Source organism: Pseudomonas flexibilis (assembly GCF_000802425.1).
Taxonomy (GTDB): Bacteria; Pseudomonadota; Gammaproteobacteria; order Pseudomonadales; family Pseudomonadaceae; genus Serpens; species Serpens flexibilis.
Genome location: NZ_JRUD01000004.1, coordinates 26,550 through 50,486, shown reverse-complemented (window position 1 = coordinate 50,486; position 23,937 = coordinate 26,550). Strand labels below are relative to the sequence as shown.

General features: G+C 65.9%; 22 protein-coding genes. 16 read left to right on the top strand and 6 right to left on the bottom strand.

Features of this window, described 5'->3' with window-relative positions; all coding sequences use genetic code 11:
• Window positions 1-7: 7 nt before the first annotated feature.
• The 9 genes from fliE (at window position 8) to SF06_RS04200 (ending at window position 7,793) form a co-directional block, all read left to right on the top strand.
• The gene (fliE, locus tag SF06_RS04240) at window positions 8-340 is read left to right on the top strand and encodes a flagellar hook-basal body complex protein FliE (RefSeq protein WP_027589661.1); all 333 of its coding nucleotides are present in this window, start codon (window positions 8-10) and stop codon (window positions 338-340) included.
• A 19-nt stretch (window positions 341-359) separates the two neighbouring features.
• Window positions 360-2,015 (top strand): flagellar basal-body MS-ring/collar protein FliF, encoded by a 1,656-nt coding sequence (gene fliF / locus SF06_RS04235; RefSeq protein WP_027589662.1) that lies wholly within the window; start codon window positions 360-362, stop codon window positions 2,013-2,015.
• On the top strand, window positions 2,012-3,067 hold the full coding sequence (locus SF06_RS04230) for a FliG C-terminal domain-containing protein (RefSeq protein WP_027589663.1): 1,056 nt from the start codon (window positions 2,012-2,014) through the stop codon (window positions 3,065-3,067). Before fliF ends, SF06_RS04230 begins: the two co-directional genes overlap by 4 nt.
• Window positions 3,068-3,078: 11 nt before the next feature.
• Window positions 3,079-3,783 (top strand): flagellar assembly protein FliH, encoded by a 705-nt coding sequence (gene fliH / locus SF06_RS04225; RefSeq protein WP_027589664.1) that lies wholly within the window; start codon window positions 3,079-3,081, stop codon window positions 3,781-3,783.
• A 6-nt stretch (window positions 3,784-3,789) separates the two neighbouring features.
• Window positions 3,790-5,121, top strand: coding sequence for a flagellar protein export ATPase FliI (gene fliI, locus SF06_RS04220; RefSeq protein ID WP_039560116.1), 1,332 nt, complete (start codon window positions 3,790-3,792; stop codon window positions 5,119-5,121).
• Window positions 5,118-5,543, top strand: coding sequence for a flagellar export protein FliJ (gene fliJ / locus SF06_RS04215; RefSeq protein ID WP_027589666.1), 426 nt, complete (start codon window positions 5,118-5,120; stop codon window positions 5,541-5,543). Before fliI ends, fliJ begins: the two co-directional genes overlap by 4 nt.
• A 190-nt stretch (window positions 5,544-5,733) precedes the next feature.
• Window positions 5,734-6,303 (top strand): TetR/AcrR family transcriptional regulator, encoded by a 570-nt coding sequence (locus SF06_RS04210; protein ID WP_039560115.1) that lies wholly within the window; start codon window positions 5,734-5,736, stop codon window positions 6,301-6,303.
• A gap of 94 nt (window positions 6,304-6,397) precedes the next feature.
• On the top strand, window positions 6,398-7,279 hold the full coding sequence (locus SF06_RS04205; protein ID WP_039560114.1) for a Tim44 domain-containing protein: 882 nt from the start codon (window positions 6,398-6,400) through the stop codon (window positions 7,277-7,279).
• Between the two features lie 100 nt (window positions 7,280-7,379).
• Window positions 7,380-7,793 (top strand): SMI1/KNR4 family protein, encoded by a 414-nt coding sequence (locus tag SF06_RS04200; RefSeq protein WP_027589246.1) that lies wholly within the window; start codon window positions 7,380-7,382, stop codon window positions 7,791-7,793.
• A gap of 95 nt (window positions 7,794-7,888) precedes the next feature.
• On the opposite strand, the gene aguA is transcribed toward SF06_RS04200, so the two are convergent.
• From aguA to SF06_RS04180, 4 genes are all read right to left on the bottom strand, one after another.
• Window positions 7,889-8,995: an agmatine deiminase gene (gene aguA, locus SF06_RS04195; RefSeq protein WP_039560113.1), complete on the bottom strand. Its 1,107-nt coding sequence runs from the start codon at window positions 8,993-8,995 to the stop codon at window positions 7,889-7,891.
• Between the two features lies 1 nt (window position 8,996).
• Window positions 8,997-9,875 carry an N-carbamoylputrescine amidase gene (aguB, locus tag SF06_RS04190; RefSeq protein WP_039560112.1) on the bottom strand — a complete coding sequence of 293 codons (879 nt, stop codon included), beginning with the start codon at window positions 9,873-9,875 and terminating at the stop codon, window positions 8,997-8,999.
• A gap of 153 nt (window positions 9,876-10,028) precedes the next feature.
• The gene (locus SF06_RS04185) at window positions 10,029-10,670 is read right to left on the bottom strand and encodes a TetR/AcrR family transcriptional regulator (RefSeq protein ID WP_027589249.1); all 642 of its coding nucleotides are present in this window, start codon (window positions 10,668-10,670) and stop codon (window positions 10,029-10,031) included.
• A 130-nt stretch (window positions 10,671-10,800) separates the two neighbouring features.
• Complete coding sequence (locus SF06_RS04180; protein WP_027589250.1) at window positions 10,801-12,177, bottom strand: glutamine synthetase family protein; 1,377 nt, start codon at window positions 12,175-12,177, stop codon at window positions 10,801-10,803.
• Window positions 12,178-12,632: 455 nt separating this feature from the next.
• On the opposite strand from SF06_RS04180, the gene SF06_RS04175 reads away from it, so the two are divergent.
• The 7 genes from SF06_RS04175 to SF06_RS04145 all read left to right on the top strand — a co-directional run bounded on the left by SF06_RS04175 (window position 12,633) and on the right by SF06_RS04145 (window position 21,093).
• Complete coding sequence (locus tag SF06_RS04175; RefSeq protein WP_027589251.1) at window positions 12,633-13,991, top strand: glutamine synthetase family protein; 1,359 nt, start codon at window positions 12,633-12,635, stop codon at window positions 13,989-13,991.
• Window positions 13,992-14,035: 44 nt separating this feature from the next.
• Window positions 14,036-15,394 carry an aspartate aminotransferase family protein gene (locus SF06_RS04170; RefSeq protein ID WP_037008451.1) on the top strand — a complete coding sequence of 453 codons (1,359 nt, stop codon included), beginning with the start codon at window positions 14,036-14,038 and terminating at the stop codon, window positions 15,392-15,394.
• A 160-nt stretch (window positions 15,395-15,554) separates the two neighbouring features.
• A complete protein-coding gene (locus SF06_RS04165) occupies window positions 15,555-16,652 on the top strand; it encodes a polyamine ABC transporter substrate-binding protein (protein ID WP_027589253.1) in 1,098 nt (365 codons plus the stop codon).
• 178 nt (window positions 16,653-16,830) lie between these two features.
• A complete protein-coding gene (locus SF06_RS04160) occupies window positions 16,831-17,922 on the top strand; it encodes a polyamine ABC transporter substrate-binding protein (RefSeq protein ID WP_052199707.1) in 1,092 nt (363 codons plus the stop codon).
• Window positions 17,923-18,167: 245 nt separating this feature from the next.
• Window positions 18,168-19,319 (top strand): ABC transporter ATP-binding protein, encoded by a 1,152-nt coding sequence (locus SF06_RS04155; RefSeq protein WP_027589255.1) that lies wholly within the window; start codon window positions 18,168-18,170, stop codon window positions 19,317-19,319.
• Between the two features lie 23 nt (window positions 19,320-19,342).
• The gene (locus tag SF06_RS04150; protein ID WP_162172912.1) at window positions 19,343-20,224 is read left to right on the top strand and encodes an ABC transporter permease subunit; all 882 of its coding nucleotides are present in this window, start codon (window positions 19,343-19,345) and stop codon (window positions 20,222-20,224) included.
• The gene (locus SF06_RS04145) at window positions 20,221-21,093 is read left to right on the top strand and encodes an ABC transporter permease subunit (RefSeq protein ID WP_027589257.1); all 873 of its coding nucleotides are present in this window, start codon (window positions 20,221-20,223) and stop codon (window positions 21,091-21,093) included. Before SF06_RS04150 ends, SF06_RS04145 begins: the two co-directional genes overlap by 4 nt.
• 155 nt (window positions 21,094-21,248) lie before the next feature.
• Here the strand turns inward: SF06_RS04145 and SF06_RS04140 are convergent, their stop codons facing one another.
• Together SF06_RS04140 and argH are read right to left on the bottom strand one after the other, a co-directional pair.
• On the bottom strand, window positions 21,249-22,370 hold the full coding sequence (locus SF06_RS04140) for an NnrS family protein (protein WP_027589258.1): 1,122 nt from the start codon (window positions 22,368-22,370) through the stop codon (window positions 21,249-21,251).
• A 39-nt stretch (window positions 22,371-22,409) separates the two neighbouring features.
• On the bottom strand, window positions 22,410-23,804 hold the full coding sequence (gene argH / locus SF06_RS04135; protein WP_039560110.1) for an argininosuccinate lyase: 1,395 nt from the start codon (window positions 23,802-23,804) through the stop codon (window positions 22,410-22,412).
• Between the last annotated feature and the right edge of the window lie 133 nt (window positions 23,805-23,937).

The following is a 23,937-nucleotide window of genomic DNA, read 5'->3' as shown; positions in this document are numbered from 1 at the left end:
GACGGGCATGGATTCAATCACACAGGTGCGCATGGACATGCTCACGCGCATGCAGCAGTTCACCAGCGTCGCCCAGGGCGGCGCGGTGCGCGAGGCGCTGCGTTCGGAGGAGGCTCAGCCGGGCAGTTTCGGTGTGTCCTTCGAGCAACTGATTCGCGCGGTGGACGCCGATCAGCACCGTGCCAGTGCCGCCCAGCGTGCCGTGGAGATGGGCGAAAGCGACGACCTGGTGGGCGCCATGGTCGACAGCCAGAAGGCCAGCGTGTCCTTCTCCGCCCTGCTGCAGGTACGCAACAAACTGTCCACCGCCTTCGACGAGATCCTGAAGACGCCGCTGTAAGCGTCACGAGAGCCGACCCGTGCTGCAGAACCTACTGAACAAATTCCACGAGCGGGGCTTGAAGCTCGACCCCCGCTGGTTCCTGGCCAGCCTGGCCGCGGTGGCCGCGATCCTGGCGATGCTGGTGGTCTTCTACCTCTGGCGCGACAGCGAAACGCTGCGGCCCCTGTATGGCAGCGGCGAGACCTATCAGGTTTCCGACGTCATGCAGGTGCTGGACGCCGAGGGCGTGCGTTACCGGGTGCATCCGGTGAACGGCCAGGTGCTGGTCGCCGAGTCGGACCTGGCCCGCGCGCGCATGCTGATGGCCTCCAAGGGCATCAAGGTCAGCCGCCCGGCCGGTTACGAGCTGTTCGACAAGGAAGAGCCACTGGGCACCAGTCAGTTCGTGCAGAACGTGCGCTTCAAGCGCAGCCTGGAAGGCGAGCTGGCACAGACCATCATGACCCTGCGCGGCGTGAACTCGGCCCGCGTGCACCTGGCCCAGGAGGAGAGCCACTCCTTCGTGGTCGGCAAGCGCGCCCCGGCCAAGGCCTCGGTGATGGTGCAACTGGACCCCGGCTACAGCATGGAACCCGACCAGGTCACCGCCATCGCCAACCTGGTGGCCGGCAGCCTGCCCAACCTCAAGCCCGAAGACGTGCACGTTGTCGACCAGTACGGCGTGCTTCTGACCCGCGCCCTGGCGGCCGGCGGCACCGGGCCAACCCAGCAGTGGAAGGCCAACGAGGAGTACCAGAAGAAGGTTGCCAGCAACATCGAGCAGGTGCTGGCACCGGTGCTGGGCCTGGGCAACTACCGGGTCAGCGTCGCCGCTGACATCGACTTCAGCCAACGCGAGGAAACCCAGCAGGTGTACGGTGATACGCCGCGCCTGCGCAGCGAGGTGACCCGTGACGAGCGCACCCTGGACCAGTTGGCCCTGGGCGTGCCCGGCTCGCTGACCAACCGGCCGATCGCCAACGCGCCGAACGCCGAAGGCGATGCCGAGAACCGTGCGGCCACCTCCACGCGCCTGGAAAGCAACCGCCGCCACGACTACGACCAGACCATCACACACATCAAGCACCCGGCCTTCCGCCTGCGCCAGCAGAGCGTGGCGGTGGTGATCAATGCCGACGTGGCGCCCGAGGGCGGCTGGCCGGCCGAGACGCTGACCCAGCTGGAAACCATGGTGCGTACCGCCGCAGGCTTCAACGCCGAGCGTGGCGACCTGCTGGCCCTGAGCACCCTGCCCTTCGCGCCCCTGTCGATCGTGGAGCCGGAGCTGGCCTGGTGGCAGGACGACAAGGTGCTGGAGTGGGGCAAGCTGGGCCTGGCCGGACTGGTCAGCCTGCTGATCCTGCTGTTCGGCGTGCGTCCGGCGATCCGTGCCCTCAGCCCGCGCAAGGACGACGCCGAAGCCGAGGCCGCCGCGGCACAGGCTGCCAGCGCCCAGGCCGCGCTGGTCAGCGACGATTCGCACCTGCTGGCGCCCGCTGCGCCCGAGGCACCGGCTCCCGCCCTGCCGAAGATCTTCAGCGAGCTCAACCCGCTGGCCGAGATCCGCCTGCCGGCGCCCGGCTCGGGTCTCGAGCACCAGATCGAACACCTGCAGATGCTTGCCCTGCACGAGCCCGAGCGGGTCTCCGAAGTGCTCAAGCACTGGATCGGCCGTAACGAGAAGAAAGCATGAGTACGCAAACCAGCGACAGCACCACCCCGAGCGAGCCGACGAGCCGGGTAGTCACCACGAACAGCCTGCCCAGCCCGGTCGAGCAGGCCGCCATCCTCATGCTCAGCATGGACAAGGAGGCCGCCGCCGGCGTGCTCAAGCACTTCTCCCGCGAGGAAATCATCGCCGTCAGCCAGGCCATGGCGCGCCTGTCCAACATCAAGCTGAGCCAGGTCACCGACGTGATCGGCCGCTTCTTCGAGGACTACAAGGAGCAGAGCAGCATCAAGGGCGCCAGCCGCAACTACCTGGACGACATGCTGGCCAAGGCCCTGGGCGGGGAGATCACCCGCACCCTGCTGGACAGCATCTACGGCGAGGAAATTCGCGCCAAGATGTCCAAGCTGGAATGGCTCGACCCCCGCCAGCTGGCCACGCTGATCGCCAGCGAGCACGCCCAGATGCAGGCGGTGTTCATCGCCTTCCTGCCGCCGGGACAGGCCACCGAGGTGCTGGAATCCCTGCCGGTCGAGCAGCAGGACGACCTGCTCTATCGCATCGCCAACCTCAACGAGATCAGCGGCGACGTGATTGCCGAGCTGGAGCAGCTGATCGAGCGCAGCCTCAGCGTGCTGTCCACCCAGGGCTCGCAGGTGCGCGGCCTGAAGCAGGTGGCGGACATCATGAACCGCTTCAAGGGCGACCGCATGCAGATGTTCGAACTGCTGCGCGGGCACGACGAATCGCTGGTCGACAAGATCGAAGACCAGATGTACGACTTCTTCATCCTTGCCCGCCAGAGCCAGGAAGTGCTGCAGACCCTGCTGGAAGCCGTGCCGCTGGAAGAGTGGGTGGTGGCCCTCAAGGGCGCCGAGCCCGAGCTGGTCAAGGCCGTGCTCGGGGCCATGCCGCGCCGTCAGGCGCAGCAGATGGAAACCATCAAGCGCCGCCAGGGCCCGGTGCCGATCAGCCGGGTCGAGCAGGTGCGCAAGGACATCATGTCCATCGTCCGCGAAATGGCGGCCGACGGCGAATTGCAGATCCAGCTGTTCCGTGAACAGACGGTCGAGTGACAGGTGAGCGCATGACGGTACGAGTGATTCGGGGCGACGCCCGTGGTTGGCGCGTCTACCGCTTTCCGCCGCGCCATCGTGGCGTGGCGGCCGGCGACGGCCAGGACGCGCTGACGGCCGATCCGGCCGCGCTGCAGCGCGCGCTGGCCGAGGGTTATCAGGAAGGCCAGGAACGCGGTTTCCAGGAAGGCCGCGACGAGGGCGTCGAAGTCGGCCGCGCCGAAGGCTACCAGCGTGGCCTGGAGGAAGGTCTGGCCAAGGGCCTGGAAGACGGCCGGCTGCAGGGGCGGCGCCAGTTCGAGCAGGCCTGCGCGCCGCTGGACCGCATGATGGAATCCTTCCGCGTGGCGGTCAGCGAATACGAGCGCGGCCGCCGCGAGCAACTGCTGGAAATGGTCGCCAAGGTGGCCAAGCAGGTGATCCGCGTCGAGCTGACGCTGAATCCGGCACAGCTGCTGACCCTGGCCGAGGAAGTGCTCAACACCCTGCCCGGCAATCACGAGGACGTGCAGATCCACCTCAATCCCGAGGAGTGCGCACGCATTCGCGACATCGACCCGGAACGCGCGCGGCGCTGGAAGCTGGTGCCCGACGACCGTCTGGCCCATGGCGAATGCCGCGTGGTCACCTCCGAGGCGGAAGCCGACATCGGCTGCCAGCAGCGCCTGGACGCCTGCATGGACACCCTGGCCGGGCACCTCAAGGTCGAGGACTGATCGGCCATGCTGCTGGACAGTGATGCCCTCGACGAGGCCCTGAAATCCCTCGACAGCGTTCAGTTGGCCAAGGTCAGCGGACGCCTGGTGCGGGTCTCCGGGCTGATCCTGGAAGGGCTCGGCTGTCACCAGCCGACCGGCCAGCGCTGCTACGTGGAGCAGACCGACGGCAGCCTGCTGGAAGCCCAGGTGGTGGGCTTCAACCGCGAAATCACCTACCTGATGCCGTTCAAGAAGCCGCTGGGCCTGGCCACCGGCGCGCGCATCTTCCCGATCCGCGAGGAAGCGCGCCTGCGCATCGACGATTCCTGGCTTGGCCGGGTGGTCAACGGCCTCGGCGAGCCCCTGGACGAGCAGGGCAAGCTGACCGGCCACGACCTGCTGCCGCCGCTGCCGCCGCCGGTCAACCCGCTGCGCCGCCGCCCGGTGGAAGAGCCGCTGGACGTCGGAGTGCGCGCCATCAACTCGATGCTCACCCTCGGCAAGGGCCAGCGGGTCGGCCTGTTCGCCGGCAGCGGCGTGGGCAAGAGCGTGCTGCTGGGCATGATCACCCGGCAGACCAAGGCGGATGTGGTGGTGGTCGGCCTGATCGGTGAACGCGGCCGTGAAGTGCAGGAGTTCATCCTGCACTCCCTCGGCCCGGAAGGCCTGCGCAAGGCGGTGGTGGTGGTGGCGCCGGCCAACGAGTCGCCGCTGATGCGCCTGAAGGCCGCTGATCTGTGCCATAGCATCGCCGCCTATTTCCGCGACCGCGGCCAGGACGTGCTGCTGCTGATGGATTCCCTGACCCGCTACGCCATGGCCCAGCGCGAGATCGCCCTGGCGCTGGGCGAGCCGCCGGCCACCAAGGGCTATCCGCCGTCGGTGTTCGGCATGCTGCCGGAGCTGGTGGAAAGCGCCGGCAACGGCGCCAGTCCAACGGGCAGCCTCAGTGCGCTGTACACGGTGCTGGCTGAGGGCGATGACCACCAGGACCCGATTGTCGACTGTGCCCGTGCCATCCTCGATGGCCACATCGTGCTGTCGCGCAAGCTGGCCGAGGTCGGCCACTACCCGGCCATCGACATCGGCGCCTCGGTGAGCCGCTGCATGGCCCAGGTGTCCGCGCCCGAACACCGCAACGCCGCGCGTCAGCTCAAGGAGCTGTACAGCACCTACGAAAAGATCCGCGAGCTGATCCCGCTGGGCGGTTACACCCCCGGCGCCGATGCGAAGACCGATCGCGCCGTGCAGCTGGCGCCCGCCATCGAGCGCTTCCTGCGCCAGGAAACCGGCCAGGATGCCGACCTCGACTTCAGCGTGCGCACGCTGCAGCAGCTGCTGGGGAGTCGCGGATGAAGGACCAGCTGAATACCCTCGGCAAGCTGGCCGCCATCCGCCAGATGCGCGTGCGCCAGATGCTCGGTCGCGTGCAGTACCAGCGCAACCTGTGCCAGCGCTATCGCAACAACATCAGCGGCCTGGGCCGCCTGAGCGAGTATGTCGGTGGCGCGGAGACCGGACTGCACCGCCTCAACCAGCAGCAGTACAAGACCAACCTGTACAAGATGATCGACCTGCAGCGGCGTGAGCTGGCGACCGCCGAGGAGCACCTGGAACGCCTGCAGAACGACCTGCTGCGCGCCATGCGCAGCGAAAAGGCGCTGGAGCAGTTCATCGACGCCAAGTCCGACGAGTGGAACCGCGAACTGGTGCGCCAGGAGCAGAAGATCCAGGACGCGATGGCCAGTCAGTCCTGGTGGCGCGGTACCGGGACCTAGCGGCAGGCTGGTACGGCGCCCGGCAGGAGCGAATTCATTCGCGAGCTGTTGGGTGCGGCCTGCACGAAAGAGCTCGCGGACAAGTCCGCTCCCACCAAAGCCGTGGCCCACGAAAGCGGCTACCGGCCACCCGTCGCGCTGCGCTGTCGCTCGCGCTTGGCCGACCATACTTGCCGGCGAGGTGATCGCCATGTCCGACACGAGCGCCGCGCTGATTCTCGACACCGCCCTCTCGCTGGCCGAGGCCAGGGGCTGGGAACGCCTGCAGCTGTATGAAGTGGCCGATGCACTGGGCATCGGCATGGACGCCATCGCACGCCATTACCCCGACAAGGACGCCCTGGTCGACGCCTGGTTCGCCCGCGCCGAACAGGCGATGCTGGCACGTGCCCGCGACGAGGACCTGGCAGCCCTGTTGCCCGCTGAGCGCCTCGAGGAGCTGCTGGTGGCCTGGTTGCGAGCGCTTGAGCCGCATCATGCGCTGGCAGGCCAGATGCTGCTCTACAAGCTGGAGCCGGGGCATCTGCACCTGCAACTGGGGGGCCTGCACAGCCTGAGCCGGGTGGTGCAGTGGTGGCGCGCCGGTGCTCGACTGCGGGGTGCGTGGCTGAACCGTATCGGCCAGGAATGCCTGCTCAGTGGCCTGTTCCTGCGCACCTTCTTCCGCTGGCTGCGCCGTCCCGATCCCGACCTGGCCCAGACCCGACGCTACCTTCGCCGTCGCTTCGAAAGCGCCCCGCTGCGCTACCTGCTGCATTGATCGGGCTGTCGCAGCCAGAAACATTCTGCGCTGGCAATCACCTTGGCCACTGGGCAAGATGACGCGCGTGAATCAATCAATAGGGACATCCCTGATGCAGCGTTTTCTCAGTATCGCCCTGGCTTTCTGCCTGGGCCTGACCTTTACCCTGGATGCCGACGCGGCACGTCTGGGTAACAAGAAGAGCTTCGGCTCCGCGCCGTCCCACCAGACCCGCCAGGCCGCTCCCGCCCAGCAGAATCAGGCGCAGGCGCCGGCTGCGCGTCCGGGCGCCGCGGCGCCCGCTGCCAGCGGCGCGTCCAAGTGGCTCGGCCCGCTGGCCGGCATTGCCGCCGGTGGCCTGCTGGCGGCCATGTTCATGGGTGACGGCTTCGAAGGCCTGCAGATCATGGACATGCTGATCTTTGGCCTGATCGCCTTCGTGATCTTCAAGCTGATCGCCGCGCGTCGCCGCAAGGCGCTGGCCAGCATGCCCCAGCAACAGCAGTACGCCACCGCCGGTGCGCCGCCGGTGATGCAGCGCGATGTGCCGAGCGAGGCTGCGGGCACCAATATCTTCGGTCAGTCGATCGGCGCGGGCGCCGCCGCGCCGGTGATCAATGCGCCGGCCTGGTTCAACGAGCAGCGCTTCATCGAGCAGGCGCGCACCCACTTCCTGGCGCTGCAGCAGCACTGGGACGCGGCCGAGATGGACAAGATCGCCGAGTTCGTCACCCCGCAGATGCTCGCCTTCCTGACCCAGGAGCGCGAGTCGCTGGGCGATGGCTTCCAGTCCACCTACATCGACAACCTGAGCGTGGTTCTCGACGGCGTGGACGACAACCCGGACAAGACCGTGGCCACCCTGACCTTCAGCGGCGTGAGCAAGACCTCGCGCTTCGATCAGGGCGAAGCCTTCAGCGAGAGCTGGCGCATGGAGCGCGAGCAGGGCGAGAACCAGCCCTGGTTGCTGGCAGGTATCCGCCAGAACGCGTGATCGATTGGGCAGTAGGAAGACCCGGGCTAGTCCCGGGTTTTTCTTTTGTGCGGCATTCGGGCGCGCTATAAAGCGCGCATTACCCAGAGGAGTCCCATCGATGGAAGATGTCATCGATCAGTTGCGTGAACTCAACGAGCCGGTGCCGGTGCCGCTGGAGCTGCCGGACGAGGAGACCCTGGTGGAGATCCAGGAGCAGATTCTCATCCACCTGCCCTACGAGTTGCGCGAGTTCCTGCTCAAGGTCAGCGATGTGGTCTACGGCCGTCTGGAGCCGGTGACCGCCAGCGATCCGCAGTCGCACACCTACCTGCCGGAAGTGGCCGCCAACGCCTGGGATGCCGGCGTGCCGCGCTATCTGGTGCCCCTGTGCCAGGACGGGCGCGACTACTACGCAGTCGACCCGGAGGGCGAGGTGTTCCTGTGGCGCGAGGACACCGGCGAGCTGGACGACGAGACCTGGGAGTCGGTGTGGCACTGGGTGCGCGATGTCTGGTTGGAGGGTGGGGCGTAAGCCGAAAAGCAGCGCTGTCCGCCCGCATGCCCTGCCTCGACCCGCTGGCGGCCAGAAAAGCGCTGACCGCCCTGCGTCGGGTGGGATTCCCCCAGTCAGCCGGCCCGTTGCGGAGCCGGCTGCTGCTGGGTGATGCAGTGGATGTTGCCGCCGCCGAGCAGGATCTCGCGGCCCGGCACCATCACCACCCGATGCTCCGGGAACAGTCGTCGCAGTAGCTGCTCGGCCTCGGCGTCGTGCGGGTCGTCGAACGAGGGCGCGATGATGCCGCCATTCACGATCAGGAAGTTCACATAGGAGCCGGCCAGGCGGATCGATGGATCGCGGGGCTGGCTGCCGACCGCACGGTCGACGCCGGCGCACTCCTCCTCGGTCGCGTACAACGGGCCTGGGATCGGCATGCGGTGGACCGTAAGCTGGCGCCCTCGGGAATCGCGGCTGCGTTCCAGTACCTGCAGCGCCGCGCGGCAGCGGGCATGGTTGGGGTCGGCCGGGTCGTCCGTCCAGGCCAGCAGCACCTCGCCCGGGCGCACGAAGCAGCAGAAGTTATCCACATGGCCGTCGGTTTCGTCATTGAGCAGGCCTTGCGGCAGCCAGATGATCGTTTCCACCGCCAGGTAATCGCGCAACACGGCTTCGATCTGCATGCGGTTCAGATGCGGATTGCGGTTCGGGTTGAGCAGGCATTCCTCGGTGGTCAGCAGGGTGCCTTCGCCGTCCACATGGATGGCGCCGCCTTCCAGCACGAAACCGGGCGTGGCATAGCGGGCGCAGCGCTCGATGCCCAGCACCTTGCCGGCCACCTGGCTGTCCCGGCTCCACGGCCAGTACAGGCCGCCGTTGAAACCGCCCCAGGCGTTGAAGTCCCAGTCCACGCCGCGTACCTCGCCGGTGGCGTCGATGACGAAGGTGGGACCGGTGTCGCGCATCCAGGCGTCGTCGCTGCTCATTTCCACCAGACGGATGTTCGGCTGATCACCCAGGCGGGCGCTGGCGTTCTCGTACTGGGCTTCGCTGATACCGATGCTCACCGGCTCGAAGCGGGCAATGGCCTGGGCCACGGCGCTGAAGGCGGCCTGTGCCGGCTTACCGCCCAGGCGCCAGTTGTCCGGTCGTTCCGGCCAGAGCATCCAGGTCTGGCTGTGCGGCTCCCATTCGGCCGGCATGCGGAAGCCGTCGGCCCGTGGAGTAGTCAGCGCCATGTCAGGACTCCAGGCTGCCGTCGAGGGTCTTCAGCGCGCCGTACAGGTTCGGCCGGCGATCACGGAACACGCCCCAGGCGCTGCGGATCTTCTCCAGCTCATCCAGATCGAAGCGTTGCACCACGATGCCCTCTTCGGTTTCGTTCAGTTCCTGCAGCTTGGCGCCGAACTGATCGGCGATGAACGAGGAGCCGTAGAAGGTGATGTCGTAGCCGTCCTGCTCCTCGCGGCCGATGCGGTTGCTGGCGATCAGCGGCATCAGGTTGGCGCCGGCATGGCCCTGCTGCACGCGCTGCCAGTGGTCGCGCGAGCTGATGGTGGCGTCGTGGGGTTCGCTGCCAATGGCGGTCGGGTAGAACAGCAGCTCGGCGCCCTGCAGCGCCATGCTGCGCGCGCATTCCGGGAACCACTGGTCCCAGCAGATGCCTACGCCGATCTTCGCATAGCGGGTGTTCCACACCTTGAAGCCGGTATCGCCGGGGTTGAAGTAGTACTTCTCGTGGTAACCGGGGCCGTCCGGGATGTGACTCTTGCGGTAGATACCCAGGTTCCGCCCGTCGGCGTCGAGGATGGCGATGCTGTTGAATCGGGCCCGGCCGGCCCGCTCGAAGAAGCTGATCGGCAGCACCACCTGCAACTCGGCGGCCAGCTTGCTGAAGTGGGCAATGGCGGGGTTCTGTTCGGCTTCGGTGGCCAGCAGCAGGTAATCGGCGTTCGGCTTCTGGCAGAAGTACGGCGTTTCGAACAGTTCCTGAATCAGGATGATCTGCGCGCCCTGCGCGGCGGCCTGGCGCACGAGACGCTCGGCATTGGCGATGTTGGCGTCGCGATCCCAGGAACAGGCCATCTGGGTGGCGGCGACAGTGACGATGCGGGACATGGCGGAAACCTCGCAATCCGGAGACAGGCTAAGCATGGCCCATGAAGGGCCGGTATGGATGGCAGGGATATATAGCCGATAAATATCGGTAAAAGAAGGCCGTCCGCCTGTCTTGGGCGACTAATCGGCAGAAATTAACCGATAAATATCGATCTATGCGCCTGGGGCGCTCCGCTTGCTCAGCCAGGGCGGCAGGTAGAGACCCAGGTAGGCGATGACCACCCGCAGGCCTTCCTCCCGCCAGCGGGACGTGATCTGTCCGTGCAACTGGACCGAGCTGGCGTAGACCCGGTCGGCCAGCTCGATGGCCAGCGCGAAGATGTCGATCTCCTCCGGCAGCGCCGGCAGCACGAAATGGCGCTCAAACAGGGCACGCAGCAGCCGGCCCAGTTCCAGGTCATGCTGCTGGTCGGCCTGGGTCACTTCGCTCAGGCCGTGCTGGGCGAGGATCAGCTGGCGGGCCGCCGCATCCGCGGCGTAGATATCCACCATGCGCTGTTCGAGCTGTGCCGCCAGGTCATGCCAGCTGCGCAGCGTGGCGTGGTCCACGGGAAGGGTGAGCACCTCGCGAAAGGCGGCATGCACCTGGGTGGCCAGCGACTGCAACAACAGCGGCACGTTTGGGAAGAAGTGATAGACCGACGAGGGCGGAATGCCGGCGCGTTCGGCCACCGCGTAGATGCTTAGCTCGGCAACGCCCCCCTCGGCGAGCAGGGCGCGGGCTGCGGCATGGATGGCATTGATGCGCGTCTGGCTGCTGGCGCGGGGCTTGCGGGGAAGCGGGGGGCACGACATGTAAAGGCTCTGTAACTGGGTATTCGAGTGCTGGCAGGGTATCGCCCCGCCGGTCACTGGCTCGACGGGGGCGAATTGTCGGGGAAGCGACCGGGGCATGGTGCGATGCGTGTCGCATTGCCCGGCGGCCTCAGACGGTATGCAGGTACCAGTTGTACTCCAGGTCGGAGATGGAGTGCTCGAATTCCTCCAGTTCGCTTTCCTTGCAGGCGACGAAGATGTCGATGTAGTCGGGGCTGATGTAGCGCGCGAGGATTTCGCTGTCGTCTAGCGCGCGTAGCGCGTCGCGCAGGTTGTTCGGCAGGCTGGGCTCGAGCTGCTCGTAGGAATTGCCCTCGATGGGTTCGCCCGGCTCGATCTGCTGGGTCAGGCCGTGATGCACGCCCGCCAGCAGGGCCGCCATCAGCAGATAGGGGTTGGCGTCGGCGCCGGCTACCCGATGTTCCAGGCGCACCGCCTCGGGGCTGCCGGTGGGCACGCGCAGCGCCACGGTGCGGTTGTCCAGGCCCCAGCTGGGGGCATTGGGCACGTAGAACTGGGCGCCGAAGCGGCGGTAGGAGTTCACGTTCGGGCAGAGGAAGGCCATGGAGGCCGGCAGGGTCTCCAGCACACCGCCGATTGCGTGGCGCAATGCGGCGTTCTGCTGGGGATCCTCACTGGCGAAGATGTTGTTTCCGTCGCGGTCGAGCAACGATATGTGCACGTGCAGCCCGTTGCCGGCCTGGCCCGGATAGGGCTTGGCCATGAAGGTCGTGTCCATCTCGTGGTCGTAAGCGATGTTCTTGACCAGCCGCTTGAGCAGTACCGCGTAATCGCAGGCCTTCAGCGGGTCGGCCACGTGGTGCAGGTTGACCTCGAACTGCGCCGGCGCACTTTCCTTGACGATGGCATCGGCGGGGATGCCCTGCACCTTGGCGCCCTCGAGGATGTCCTGCAGGCAGTCAGCGTACTCGTCGAGGTCATCGATCAGGTACACCTGCGTGGAATGCGGACGCTTGCCGGAAATCGGCGAACGCGGCGGCTGCGGACGGCCATTCACGTTCTCCTGGTCGATCAGGTAGAACTCCAGCTCGAAGGCGGCGCAGACCGTCAGGCCCAGCTCATCGAAGCGGTCGATCACCTGGCGCAGCACTTCACGCGGATCGGCAAAGAACGGCGTGCCATCCAGTTCGTGCATGGTCATCAGCAACTGGGCGGTGGGGCGCTTCTGCCAGGGTTCGTAGCTGAGGGTGCCGGCGATCGGCAGGCACACCCGGTCGGCGTCGCCGATGTCGAGGCCCAGGCCGGTGCTTTCCACCGTGCTGCCATTGATGTCGAGCGCGAACAGCGATGCGGGAAGATTGATGCCTTTCTCGTAGACCTTGGTGAGGCTGTTGCGCTCGATGCGCTTGCCCCGCACCACCCCGTTCATGTCGGCGATGAGCAGATCGACGAACTGGACGTCCGGATGCGCTTCGAGAAAGACGCTCGCCTCGCTGGGGTGAGCGACACGCGGAGGGGGCGACATGATCCGTACCTTTATTGTTAAAAATTTCAATCAGTCTGTGGCCTGGTTGTGAGTCAATCCCAAACCCTCGGGCCTGTCAATAGCCGGAAAAAACGCCCCGCGAGGGTGCGCGAAGGCCATTTTCGGGGCACGCCGGGTGGTCGCGTCAGATCCCTCCAGAGCCCATGGCTCGTGGGTTTCAGCCGGTATTGACGTCGTGTGGGGCGGAAGTTGTGTAAAAAAATGAACAGCGCTAAGCTCGGTAGCAAACCGAACGCGGATACGGATGTGTCCCATGCCCTGCCAGCCACTGAGCGTCGCCAACCCCTGCCACCGGCACCGGGGTGCCTGCTTACCCGTGCCGGCCCGCCTTTCAATTTCGCAACCCCCACGACCCGCGCGCGGCTCGCCAGTCAGGCGTCTGGCCGCGTCACCGCTGAACCGGCAATTTCGGCTCGGCAAAACCTGAGGCCTTTATGAGTACCGACCTCGATCAGCTCACCGACTGGCTGAAAGAACACAAGATCACCGAAGTGGAATGCCTGATCAGCGACCTGACCGGCATCGCCCGGGGCAAGATCGCGCCGACCAACAAGTTCATCGCCGAGAAAGGCATGCGCCTGCCGGAGAGCGTGCTGCTGCAGACGGTCACCGGCGATTACGTGGAAGACGACATCTATTACGAGTTGCTCGACCCGGCGGACATCGACATGTATTGCCGTCCGGACCCCAACGCCATGTTCCTGGTGCCGTGGGCCATCGAGCCCACCGCCATGGTCATCCACGACACCTTCGACAAGATGGGCAACCCCATCGAGCTGTCGCCGCGCAACCTGCTCAAGAAAGTATTGAAGATGTACGCCGACCACGGCTGGATGCCCATCGTCGCGCCGGAAATGGAGTTCTACCTGACCAAGCGTAGCGACGACCCCGATTACCCGTTGCAGGCGCCGGTCGGCCGCTCGGGACGCCCCGAAACGGGGCGCCAGTCGTTCTCCATCGATGCCGCCAACGAGTTCGATCCGCTGTTCGAGGACATGTACGACTGGTGTGAGGCTCAGCGCCTGGACCTGGATACGCTGATCCACGAGGAAGGGCCGGCGCAGATGGAGATCAACTTCCGGCACGGCGAGGCCCTGCACCTGGCCGATCAGATCATGGTGTTCAAGCGCACCATGCGCGAGGCGGCGCTCAAGCACGACGTGGCCGCCACGTTCATGGCCAAGCCGATCACCGATCAGCCGGGCAGCGCCATGCACCTGCACCAGAGTGTGCGCGACGCGCAAAGCGGCAGGAACATCTTCTCCAACGAGGATGGCTCGCCGAGCGAGTTGTTCCTCAGTTACATCGGCGGCCTGCAGAAGTACATCCCCGAGCTGTTGCCGCTGTTCGCCCCCAACGTCAATTCGTTCCGCCGTTTCCTGCCGGATACCTCGGCGCCGGTGAACGTGGAATGGGGCGAGGAGAACCGTACCGTCGGCCTGCGCGTGCCGGAATCCTCGCCGCAGAACCGGCGCATCGAGAACCGTCTGCCCGGTGCGGACGCCAACCCGTACCTGGCGATCGCCGCCAGCCTGCTGTGTGGTTACATCGGCATGGTCGAAGGCCTGCGGCCCACCCAGCCGGTGCAGGGGCGCGGCTATGAGCGGCGCAACCTGCGCCTGCCGCTGACCATCGAGGATGCCTTGGAGCGCCTGGAAAACTGCAAGGCCCTGGAGAAGTACCTGGGCAAGAAGTTCATCGCCGCCTACGTGGCGGTCAAGCGGGCGGAAAACGAGAACTACAAGCGGGTGATCAGCTCCTGGGAGCGTGAATTCCTGCTCTTTTCGGTATAGGTCGCGACGCTGCGGCGCGGGGCCTGGAGAAAGGTGTCGACACGATGAGCAAACAGACCGAACACTGGCAGGCCCTGAGCCGCGACCACCACCTGGCGCCCTTTACCGACTTCCAGGCGCTCAACCGCAAGGGCGCGCGCATCGTGACCCGCGCCGAGGGCGTGTACCTGTGGGACAGCGAGGGCCACAAGATCCTCGATGGCATGGCCGGGCTCTGGTGCGTCAACGTCGGCTACGGCCGCGAGGAGCTGGTCGAGGCGGCCGCCCGGCAGATGCGCGAACTGCCCTACTACAACCTGTTCTTCCAGACCGCGCACCCGCCGGCCCTGGAGCTCGCCCAGGAAATCGCCGCGCTGGCGCCGGCGGGCATGAACCATGTGTTCTTCACCGGCTCGGGCTCCGAGGCCAACGACACCGTGGTGCGCATGGTGCGCCATTACTGGGCAGTCCAGGGCCAGCCCGAGAAGCAGGTGATCATCGGTCGCTGGAACGGCTATCACGGCTCGACCATGGCGGGCGCGAGCCTGGGCGGCATGAAGGGCATGCACGCCCAGGGCGGTTTGCCGATCCCGGGGATCGAGCACATTGACCAGCCTTACTGGTATGGCGAAGGCGGCGCGCTGAGCCCCGAGGAATTCGGCGTCCGCGTGGCCGACCAACTGGAGGAGAAGATCCGCCAGCTTGGCGCCGACAAGGTCGCCGCTTTCATCGCCGAGCCGATCCAGGGCGCCGGCGGGGTGATCGTGCCGCCGGACAGCTACTGGCCGCGCATTCGCGAGATCCTCGCGCGCCACGACATCCTGTTCATCGCCGATGAGGTGATCTGCGGCTTCGGCCGTACCGGCGAATGGTTCGGCAGCCAGTACTACGACCTGCGGCCGGACCTGATGCCGATCGCCAAGGGCCTGACCTCCGGCTACATCCCCATGGGCGGCGTAGTAGTGCGCGACAAGGTGGTCGAGGTGCTCAACCGCGGCGGCGAATTCGCCCACGGCTTCACCTATTCCGGCCACCCGGTGGCGGCGGCGGTAGCGCTGGCCAACCTGCGCATCCTGCGTGACGAAGGCATCGTGGCGCGGGTCAAGGCGCAAACGGCACCCTATTTGCAAAGACGTTGGCGTGAGCTGGCCGCCCACCCGCTGGTGGGGGAGGCACGTGGCGTCGGCATGGTGGCTGCCATCGAGCTGGTGAAGAACAAGGAGACCCGCGAGCGTTATCGGGGACTGGAAATCGGCATGCGCTGTCGTGAGCACTGTTTCCAGAACGGCCTGGTGATGCGCGCGGTGGGGGACACCATGATCATCGCGCCGCCGCTGGTGATCAGCCCGGCGCAGATCGATGAGTTGCTCGAAAAGGCCTTCACCTGTCTGGACCTGACTCTCAAGGAGGTGCAGGGCCGGTAAAAAAGGCTCGAATCGGCCGAGCAGCCAGTTGTATCGACACGGGCTCCTTGCCAGACTTCGCGCGTGCGTAGGCCAGGCTCACCAGGGTGTGTCGCGGCAGTGGGCTCGCTCGCCAGCCACGCCATCTGAGTACTCAAAAAACAATCGGAGCAGTGAAGGCATGAAACTCTTCGGCAAGACCTTTCTCGCGCTATCCCTGACCGCGGCCGTGGCCGGTCTGGCTCAGGCCCAGGAAAAAGTGCTGCACGTCTACAACTGGTCGGACTACATCGCTCCGGACACCCTGGACAAATTCCAGAAGGAAACCGGCATCAAGGTGGTGTACGACGTGTTCGACAGCAACGAAGTGCTGGAAGCCAAGCTGCTCTCCGGTGGCTCGGGCTACGACGTCGTGGTGCCGTCCAACCCGTTCCTGGCCAAGCAGATCAAGGCCGGCGTGTTCCAGAAGCTGGACCGGAGCAAGCTGCCCAACTGGGAGAACCTCGACAAGAACCTGCTCAAGTCCCTGGAAACCAGCGACCCGGGCAACCAGTACTCCTTCCCCTACATGTGGGGCACCATCGGCTACGCCTACAACGTGGACAAGGTCAAGGCCGTGCTGGGTGACGGCGCCCCGGTGGATTCCTGGGACCTGGTGTTCAAGACCGAGAACATCGAAAAGCTGAAGAGCTGCGGCGTGTCCTTCCTCGATTCGCCCACCGAGATGCTGCCGGCGGCGCTGAACTACCTGGGCCTGTCGCCCGTCAGCGAGAGCAGTGCCGATCTGAAGAAGGCCGAGGACCTGTTCCTGAAGATTCGTCCGCACGTGGCCTACTTCCACTCCTCCAAGTACATCTCGGACCTCGCCAACGGCAACATCTGCGTGGCGGTCGGCTACTCCGGCGACCTCTACCAGTCCAAGTCGCGCGCTGAAGAGGCCGCCAACGGCGTCAACATTCACTATCAGATTCCGAAGGAAGGCGCCGGCTCCTTCTTCGACATGCTGGCCATTCCTGCCGATGCCAAGAACGTCGAGAACGCCCACGTGTTCCTGAACTTCCTGCTCAAGCCGGAAATCATGGCGGAAATCACCGATTACGTGCAGTTCCCCAACGGCAACAAGGCGGCTACTCCGCTGCTGGACGAGGCGATCCGCAATGACCCGGGTATCTACCCGCCGGAAGAGGTGATGGCCAAGCTGTACGCCTTCCCCGACCTGGATGCCAAGGTGCAGCGCGCCATGACCCGCAGCTGGACCAAGATCAAGTCCGGCCGTTGATTCATCGGCCGGCTGCTTCGGCAGCCGGCCGTTTTTCCCTGCCCACACCGACATGGCCATAAGGCCAGGAGCGTGACCGTCCGCCCCGCGCTGCATTTCAGGGGCACAGGAGAGCGACCGCCGGTCGCCGTTTCATCATTCTTGCCGCCTCTCGCGGCCCGCGCATGAGGACTTCACCATGCCCCATCGCAGTGCCCTGCTTGTCGCCTGCACCGTCCTGGCTCTGACCGGCACGGCCCAGGCCCAGTCCACGGTCCACGTCTACAACTGGTCGGACTACATCGGCGAAGACACCCTGGAGAATTTCCAGAAGGCCACCGGCATCCGTGCGGTCTACGACGTCTTCGATTCCAACGAAACCCTTGAAGGCAAGCTGCTGGCCGGTCGCTCCGGCTATGACGTGGTGGTGCCCAGCAATCACTTCCTCGCCCGGCAGATCAAGGCTGGCGCCTTCCGCAAACTCGACCGCGACCAGTTGTCCAACTGGAACAACCTGGACCCCGCGCTGCTGCGCCAGCTGGAGGTGAACGACCCCGGCAACCAGTACGCCGTGCCCTACCTGTGGGGCACCAACGGATTGGGCTACAACGTCGAGAAGGTTACGGCCGCCCTTGGCGAGGATGTCGAGGTCGATTCCTGGGCGCTGGTCTTCGAAGTGGAGAACATCAAGAAACTCTCCAGCTGTGGTGTCGCCTTCCTCGATTCCGGGGACGAGATGCTGCCGGCGATGCTCAATTACCTGGGGTTGGACCCCAACAGCCAGAATCCCGATGACTTTGCACGTGCCGAAGCCCGGCTGCTGGAGGTGCGTCCCTACGTGACCTACTTCCACTCCTCCAAGTACATCTCGGACCTCGCCAACGGCAACATCTGCATGGCCGTGGGGTACTCCGGTGACGTGTTCCAGGCCGCCGACCGCGCCGAGGAAGCCGGCAAGGGCATCGAGATCGGCTATGTGATTCCCAAGGAAGGCGCCAACCTGTGGTTCGACATGTTGGCCATCCCGAGCGACGCGAAGAACGTCGAGCAGGCCCACGCGTTTATCAACTACCTGCTGGATCCCGAGGTCATCGCCGGGGTCAGCGACTACGTCGGCTATGCCAATCCCAACCTGGCTGCGCAGGAGCTGATGGACCCCGAGGTGCTGGCCGACGAGGCCATCTATCCGCCGCCGGAAGTGTTGGAAAAATTGTACATTTCGGCCGAATTGCCGCCGACTGTGCAGCGTTTGATGACACGCAGCTGGGCGAAGGTAAAGAGCGGAAAATAAAGCCGTAAAAAGGCGCGTCCAGCGCTGGCCCTGGACGCTGCTCGATGGTTCAATTGCGCCCCTTTGACCGGGGGTGCTCTCGGGGTCTATCGGCGTTGCGAAGCAGCCGAAACGGACCGCGAGGCTTCCGGCCTTTTAACGTGGTACTGGTTGTCTGGGCGCGGAATGCAATGCTGCCGGCGTTCCGCATCGAAACTTAACATCCGACCTGGCGCCACCAGGTAATGTCGGGGGAGTGTGCATATATGGCGGTGGCCTCGAGCGCCTTCAAGAAAGCCCTCAGCGGCGATCAGCAAGCCAAGGAAATTCTGGTCAGGATCGACCGTGTCACCAAGAAGTTCGACGAGACCGTGGCGGTCGATGACGTGTCCCTGACCATCCGTCGCGGCGAGATCTTCGCCCTGCTCGGTGGCTCGGGCTCCGGCAAGTCGACCCTGCTGCGCATGCTCGCCGGGTTCGAACGACCCACCGAGGGGCGCATCTACCTGGACGGCCAGGACATCACCGATCTGCCGCCGTACGAGCGGCCGATCAACATGATGTTCCAGTCCTACGCGCTGTTCCCGCACATGAGCGTGGAGCAGAACATCGCCTTCGGCCTCAAGCAGGACGGTCTACCCAAGGAGGAGATCGCCGAGCGCGTGGCGGAAATGCTGCGCCTGGTGCAGATGAGCCAGTACGCCAAGCGCAAGCCGCACCAGCTGTCCGGCGGCCAGCGCCAGCGCGTGGCCCTGGCCCGTTCGCTGGCCAAGCGCCCGAAGCTGCTGCTGCTCGACGAGCCCATGGGCGCGCTGGACAAGAAGCTGCGCTCGCAGATGCAACTGGAGCTGGTGGCCATTCTCGAGCGCGTCGGCGTGACCTGCCTGATCGTCACCCACGACCAGGAAGAGGCCATGACCATGGCCGAGCGCATCGCCATCATGCACCAGGGCTGGATCGCCCAGGTGGGCAGCCCGATGGACATCTACGAGACGCCGGCCAGCCGCCTGGTCTGCGAGTTCATCGGCAACGTCAACCTGTTCGAGGGCGAGCTGATCGAGGACCTGGAAGACCACGCGATCATCGCCTGCCCGCAGCTGGAGCGGCCGATCTATGTCGGCCACGGCATCAGCACCCGTGCCGAGGACAAGCGCGTCACTTATGCGCTGCGCCCGGAAAAGCTGCTGATCAGCACCAGCATGCCGGAGGTGGAGCACCCGGATTACAACTGGGTGCAGGGCACCGTGCATGACATCGCCTACCTGGGCGGTCACTCCACCTACTACATCCGCCTGGCGTCCGGGATGCTGGTGCAAGCGTTCCTGGCCAACAGCGAACGGCACGTGAAACGACCCACCTGGAACGACCCGGTGTACCTGCACTGGATCGACGACAGCGGCGTGGTGCTGCAGTCATGAGCCTGGCGATGCTGAAGCGCTTCCTGCCCACGGGACGGCATGTCGTCATCGGCATCCCGTTCTTCTGGCTGCTGCTGTTCTTCCTGCTGCCCTTCGTCATCGTGCTGAAGATCAGTTTCGCCGAGGCCGAGGTGGCCATCCCGCCGTACACGGAAATCTTCGTGTGGGCGGAGAACCAGCTGCAGATCCTGCTCAACCTGGGCAACTACGTGTTCCTCAGCGAGGACGAGCTGTACCTGCTGGCCTACCTGAGTTCGCTGAAGATCGCCCTGGTCAGCACCCTGCTGTGCCTGCTGATCGGCTACCCGATGGCCTACGCCATCGCCCGCGCCGACAAGCAGGCGCAGACCATCCTGCTGATGCTGATCATGATGCCGACCTGGACCGCGATCCTGATCCGCGTCTACGCCTGGATGGGCATCCTCAGCAACAACGGCCTGCTCAACAGCGTGCTGATGGGCATCGGGCTGATCGACGAGCCGCTGCAGATCCTCAACACCAACCTGGCGGTGTACATCGGCATCGTCTACTCGTACCTGCCGTTCATGGTGCTGCCGCTGTACGCCAACCTGGTCAAGCACGACCTGAGCCTGCTGGAGGCCGCGGCTGACCTGGGGGCCGGGCGCATCGCCACCTTCTGGAAGATCACCGTGCCGCTGTCCAAGAGCGGCATCGTCGCCGGCTGCATGCTGGTGTTCATCCCGGTGGTGGGTGAGTTCGTCATCCCCGAGCTGCTCGGTGGCCCCGAGACGCTGATGATCGGCAAGGTGCTCTGGCAGGAATTCTTCAACAACCGTGACTGGCCGGTGGCGGCATCGCTGGCGGTGGTCATGCTGGCCATCCTGCTAGTCCCGATCATCCTGTTCAACCGCAACCAGGCCAAGGAACTGGAGGACAAGCCATGAAGCGCTGGAGCTTCTCCAACCTGATGCTGTGGGTCGGGTTGGCGTTCATCTACCTGCCGATGGTCATCCTGGTCATCTACTCGTTCAACGACTCGCGGCTGGTGACGGTGTGGGGCGGCTGGTCGGTGCGCTGGTACGCCAGTCTGCTGGACAACCGCCAACTGATGGGCGCGGTGATGCGTTCGCTGGAGATCGCCCTCTACACGGCCATTGCCGCTGTGGCGCTGGGCACCCTGGCGGCCTTCGTGCTGACGCGTATCCCGCGTTTCCGGGGTCGCACACTGTTCGGTGGCATGGTCACCGCGCCGCTGGTGATGCCCGAGGTGATCACCGGTCTGTCGCTGCTGCTGCTGTTCGTGGCCATGGCCCAGTTGATCGGCTGGCCGGCCGAGCGCGGCATGACCACCATCTGGATAGCCCACACCACCTTCAGCTCCGCCTATGTGGCGGTGGTGGTGATGTCGCGCCTGCGCGAGCTGGACCTGTCCATCGAGGAAGCGGCCATGGACCTGGGCGCCAAGCCCTGGAAGGTGTTCTTCCTGATCACCATTCCGATGATCGCGCCCTCGCTGGTGGCCGGCGGCATGCTGGCCTTCGCGCTGTCGCTGGATGACCTGGTGCTGGCCAGCTTCGTCTCCGGCCCGGGCGCCACCACCCTGCCGATGGAGATATTCTCCGCCGTGCGCCTGGGGGTGAAGCCGGACATCAACGCCATCGCCAGCCTGATCCTGCTGGTCATTTCGCTGTTCACCTTCCTGGCCTGGTACTTCACCCGCCGGGCCGAAGACCGCAGGCGTCGTTCCATCCAGCAACTGCTGGACGAAACGCGCCCCGAGCGCGATCCGCGCCCGCAGCCGGAAGTGGCTTGAGAACGAGGGGGCAGACCTGAAAAGTCTGCCCCCTTTTTCATGCACAAAAGCACAACCTGAAAAACCACCGTAGGGCGGACAGCGACTTCCTGGCCGCCATTGCGCCGGAACGGCGCCCTCGCGGCGCGCTTGGTGGATCGGTGAAGCGCGATTCCCTACGGGGCGCCCCGGGTCCGCCAGAGCAGCGCCGCCAGCAGCAGAAACGCCAGCGACCAGCAGGCGGCGGACACGAGCAGCCAGGGGTACGGATCGGCTCCCAGCGGTACGGGCAGGATGCGTGCCAGGGCGGCCAGGCTGAGCAGCCCGGCGGCGGGGTGGATCCAGGGGACGGCGTTGGCATCGCGCAAGCGATAGAGCAGGCGCGTGCGCGCCATGACCGCCAGGGTCAGGGTGCCGAGTGCGCCGACCGTGATGCCGTGCAGGGCGACGGTCAACGGCAGCACGTCGAACAGCAGTGCGGCACCGAACAGCAGCAGACCGAGCGCCAGCCAGGCATAGCCGAGCAGCAGCACGGCGAGGTCGGCGCGGCGCAGATGCCGCCAGGGCTGCCAGCGCAGCAACCGTATGCCTGTCAGCGCGCCGGCGGCCAGCGTTAGAGCGCCACCCACGGACTCAAGCGAGACCAGCAGGGCCAGCAGTGCGATTCCCAGCAGCACCAGCCCGGACCCTTCCAGGTGCGGTTGCACCCGCGCCTGCAGGTTCCAGCCTTGGCTTTGCGCATGGCCGGCCAGCGCCGGGGCGATGATGCGCCCGCCCATGAAGAACAGCAGGGTGGCCAGCACCAGCAGGGCACCCTGGGCCGGGTGCGGGCTGATCGACAGGCGCGGGTCGAGACTGCCCAGCACGCTGGCCAGGCCAAGGGCGATGACCAATGGCGCGACGGACTGGTTGCGCCACTTCTTCGCCGCGCCGACGAAGCGCGGCACTACCTTCCAGGCCAGCCCGGCCGCGAACAGTGCGGCGCCCAGCATCGACAGCCAGCCAGCGGGCCATAACAGCCAGCCCAGCCGCGCCAGGGCCCAGCCGGCCAGCAGTGCCAGCGTCACCCGTTGTGGTTGCGGGCCGAGCAGGTAGCCGGCGACCACCGCCAGGGCGAAGCCAAACAGCATTTCATGGGCGTGGCCGTAGGGCGTGGCCAACCCGGGTGGGGTGGGTAGCAGGCCGAGCAGGCCGAGCACCGACCAGGGCAGGATCAGGGCCGCATACAGCGCGGCGACGGCAAAGAACCAGGCGTTGGCGAACGGCTGGCGGGGCTTGCGGTCGGCGCGATCGGTCATGGTGGAGGCGGACGGCTTGGCGCCGTCCGCCGGGGCCGATCAGCGTGTGGCCAGCAGCTCGCGGCCGCGCTGCACGGCGGCGCGCACCTGCGCGGGCGCGGTGCCGCCGATGTGGTTGCGGGCGTTCACCGAGCCTTCCAGGGTCAGCACGGCGAACACGTCGTCGCCGATCTGGTCGCTGAACTGGCGCAGCTCGTCGAGGCTCATCTCGGCCAGGTCCTTGCCGGTCTGCACGCCGTACTTCACCGCGTGGCCGACGATCTCGTGGCAGTCGCGGAACGGCAGGCCCTTGCGCACCAGGTAGTCGGCGAGGTCGGTGGCGGTGGAGAAGCCACGGCGGGCCGCCTCGCGCATCACGTCCACGCGCGGCTTGATGGCCGGGATCATGTCGGCAAAGGCGCGCAGCGAGTCGCGCAGGGTGTCGGCGGCGTCGAACAGCGGTTCCTTGTCTTCCTGGTTGTCCTTGTTGTAGGCCAGCGGCTGGCCCTTCATCAGGGTCAGCAGGCCGGTCAGCGCGCCGAACACCCGGCCGGTTTTGCCGCGCACCAGCTCGGGCACGTCGGGGTTCTTCTTCTGCGGCATGATCGAGGAGCCGGTGCAGAAGCGGTCGGGCAGCTCGATGAAGTTGAACTGGGCGCTGGTCCACAGCACCAGCTCTTCGGAGAAGCGCGACAGGTGCATCATGGCCAGCGAGGCGGCGGCGCAGAATTCGATGGCGAAATCGCGATCGGACACGCCGTCCAGCGAGTTGCCGCCGATGGCCTCGAAGCCCAGCAGCTGGCAGGTGATCTCGCGCTGGATCGGGTAGGTGGTGCCGGCCAGCGCCGCCGAGCCCAGCGGCATGCGGTTGACGCGCGTGCGACAGCCCACCAGGCGCTCATAGTCGCGGCTGAGCATCTCGAACCAGGCCAGCAGGTGGTGGCCGAAGGTCACCGGCTGAGCGGTCTGCAGGTGGGTGAAGCCGGGCATGATCACCTCGGCGTGCTGCTCGGCCTGTTCCAGCAGGCCCTGCTGCAGGCGGCTGATCTCGCCGAGGATGGTGTCGATCTCGTCGCGCAGCCACAGGCGGATGTCGGTGGCCACCTGGTCGTTGCGCGAACGGCCGGTGTGCAGCTTCTTGCCGGTGATGCCGATGCGGTCGGTCAGGCGTGCCTCGATGTTCATGTGCACGTCTTCCAGGTCGACGCGCCAGTCGAACTGGCCGGCCTCGATCTCGCCCTGGATCTGCTTCAGGCCGTCGATGATCGCGTCGCGCTCGGCGACGCTGAGCACGCCGGCCTGTTCCAGCATGGTGGCGTGGGCGATGGAGCCCATGATGTCGTGGCGGTAGAGGCGCTTGTCGAAGTCGACGGAGGCGGTGAAACGGGCGACGAAGGCATCGACGGGCTCGCTGAAGCGGCCGCCCCAGGACTGGTTGGTTTTCTCGACACTCATGGAAGGCTCTCGGCTGTTCGCAACGGTCAGGGGGCCGCGCCGGCGGCCTCCCGCAAAGGATGGCGCATGATAGCAGGGTCTGCCGGCGCGCCGCTGCCGCCGGTGGCTGACGAGCCGGTCACGGAACGCCCGG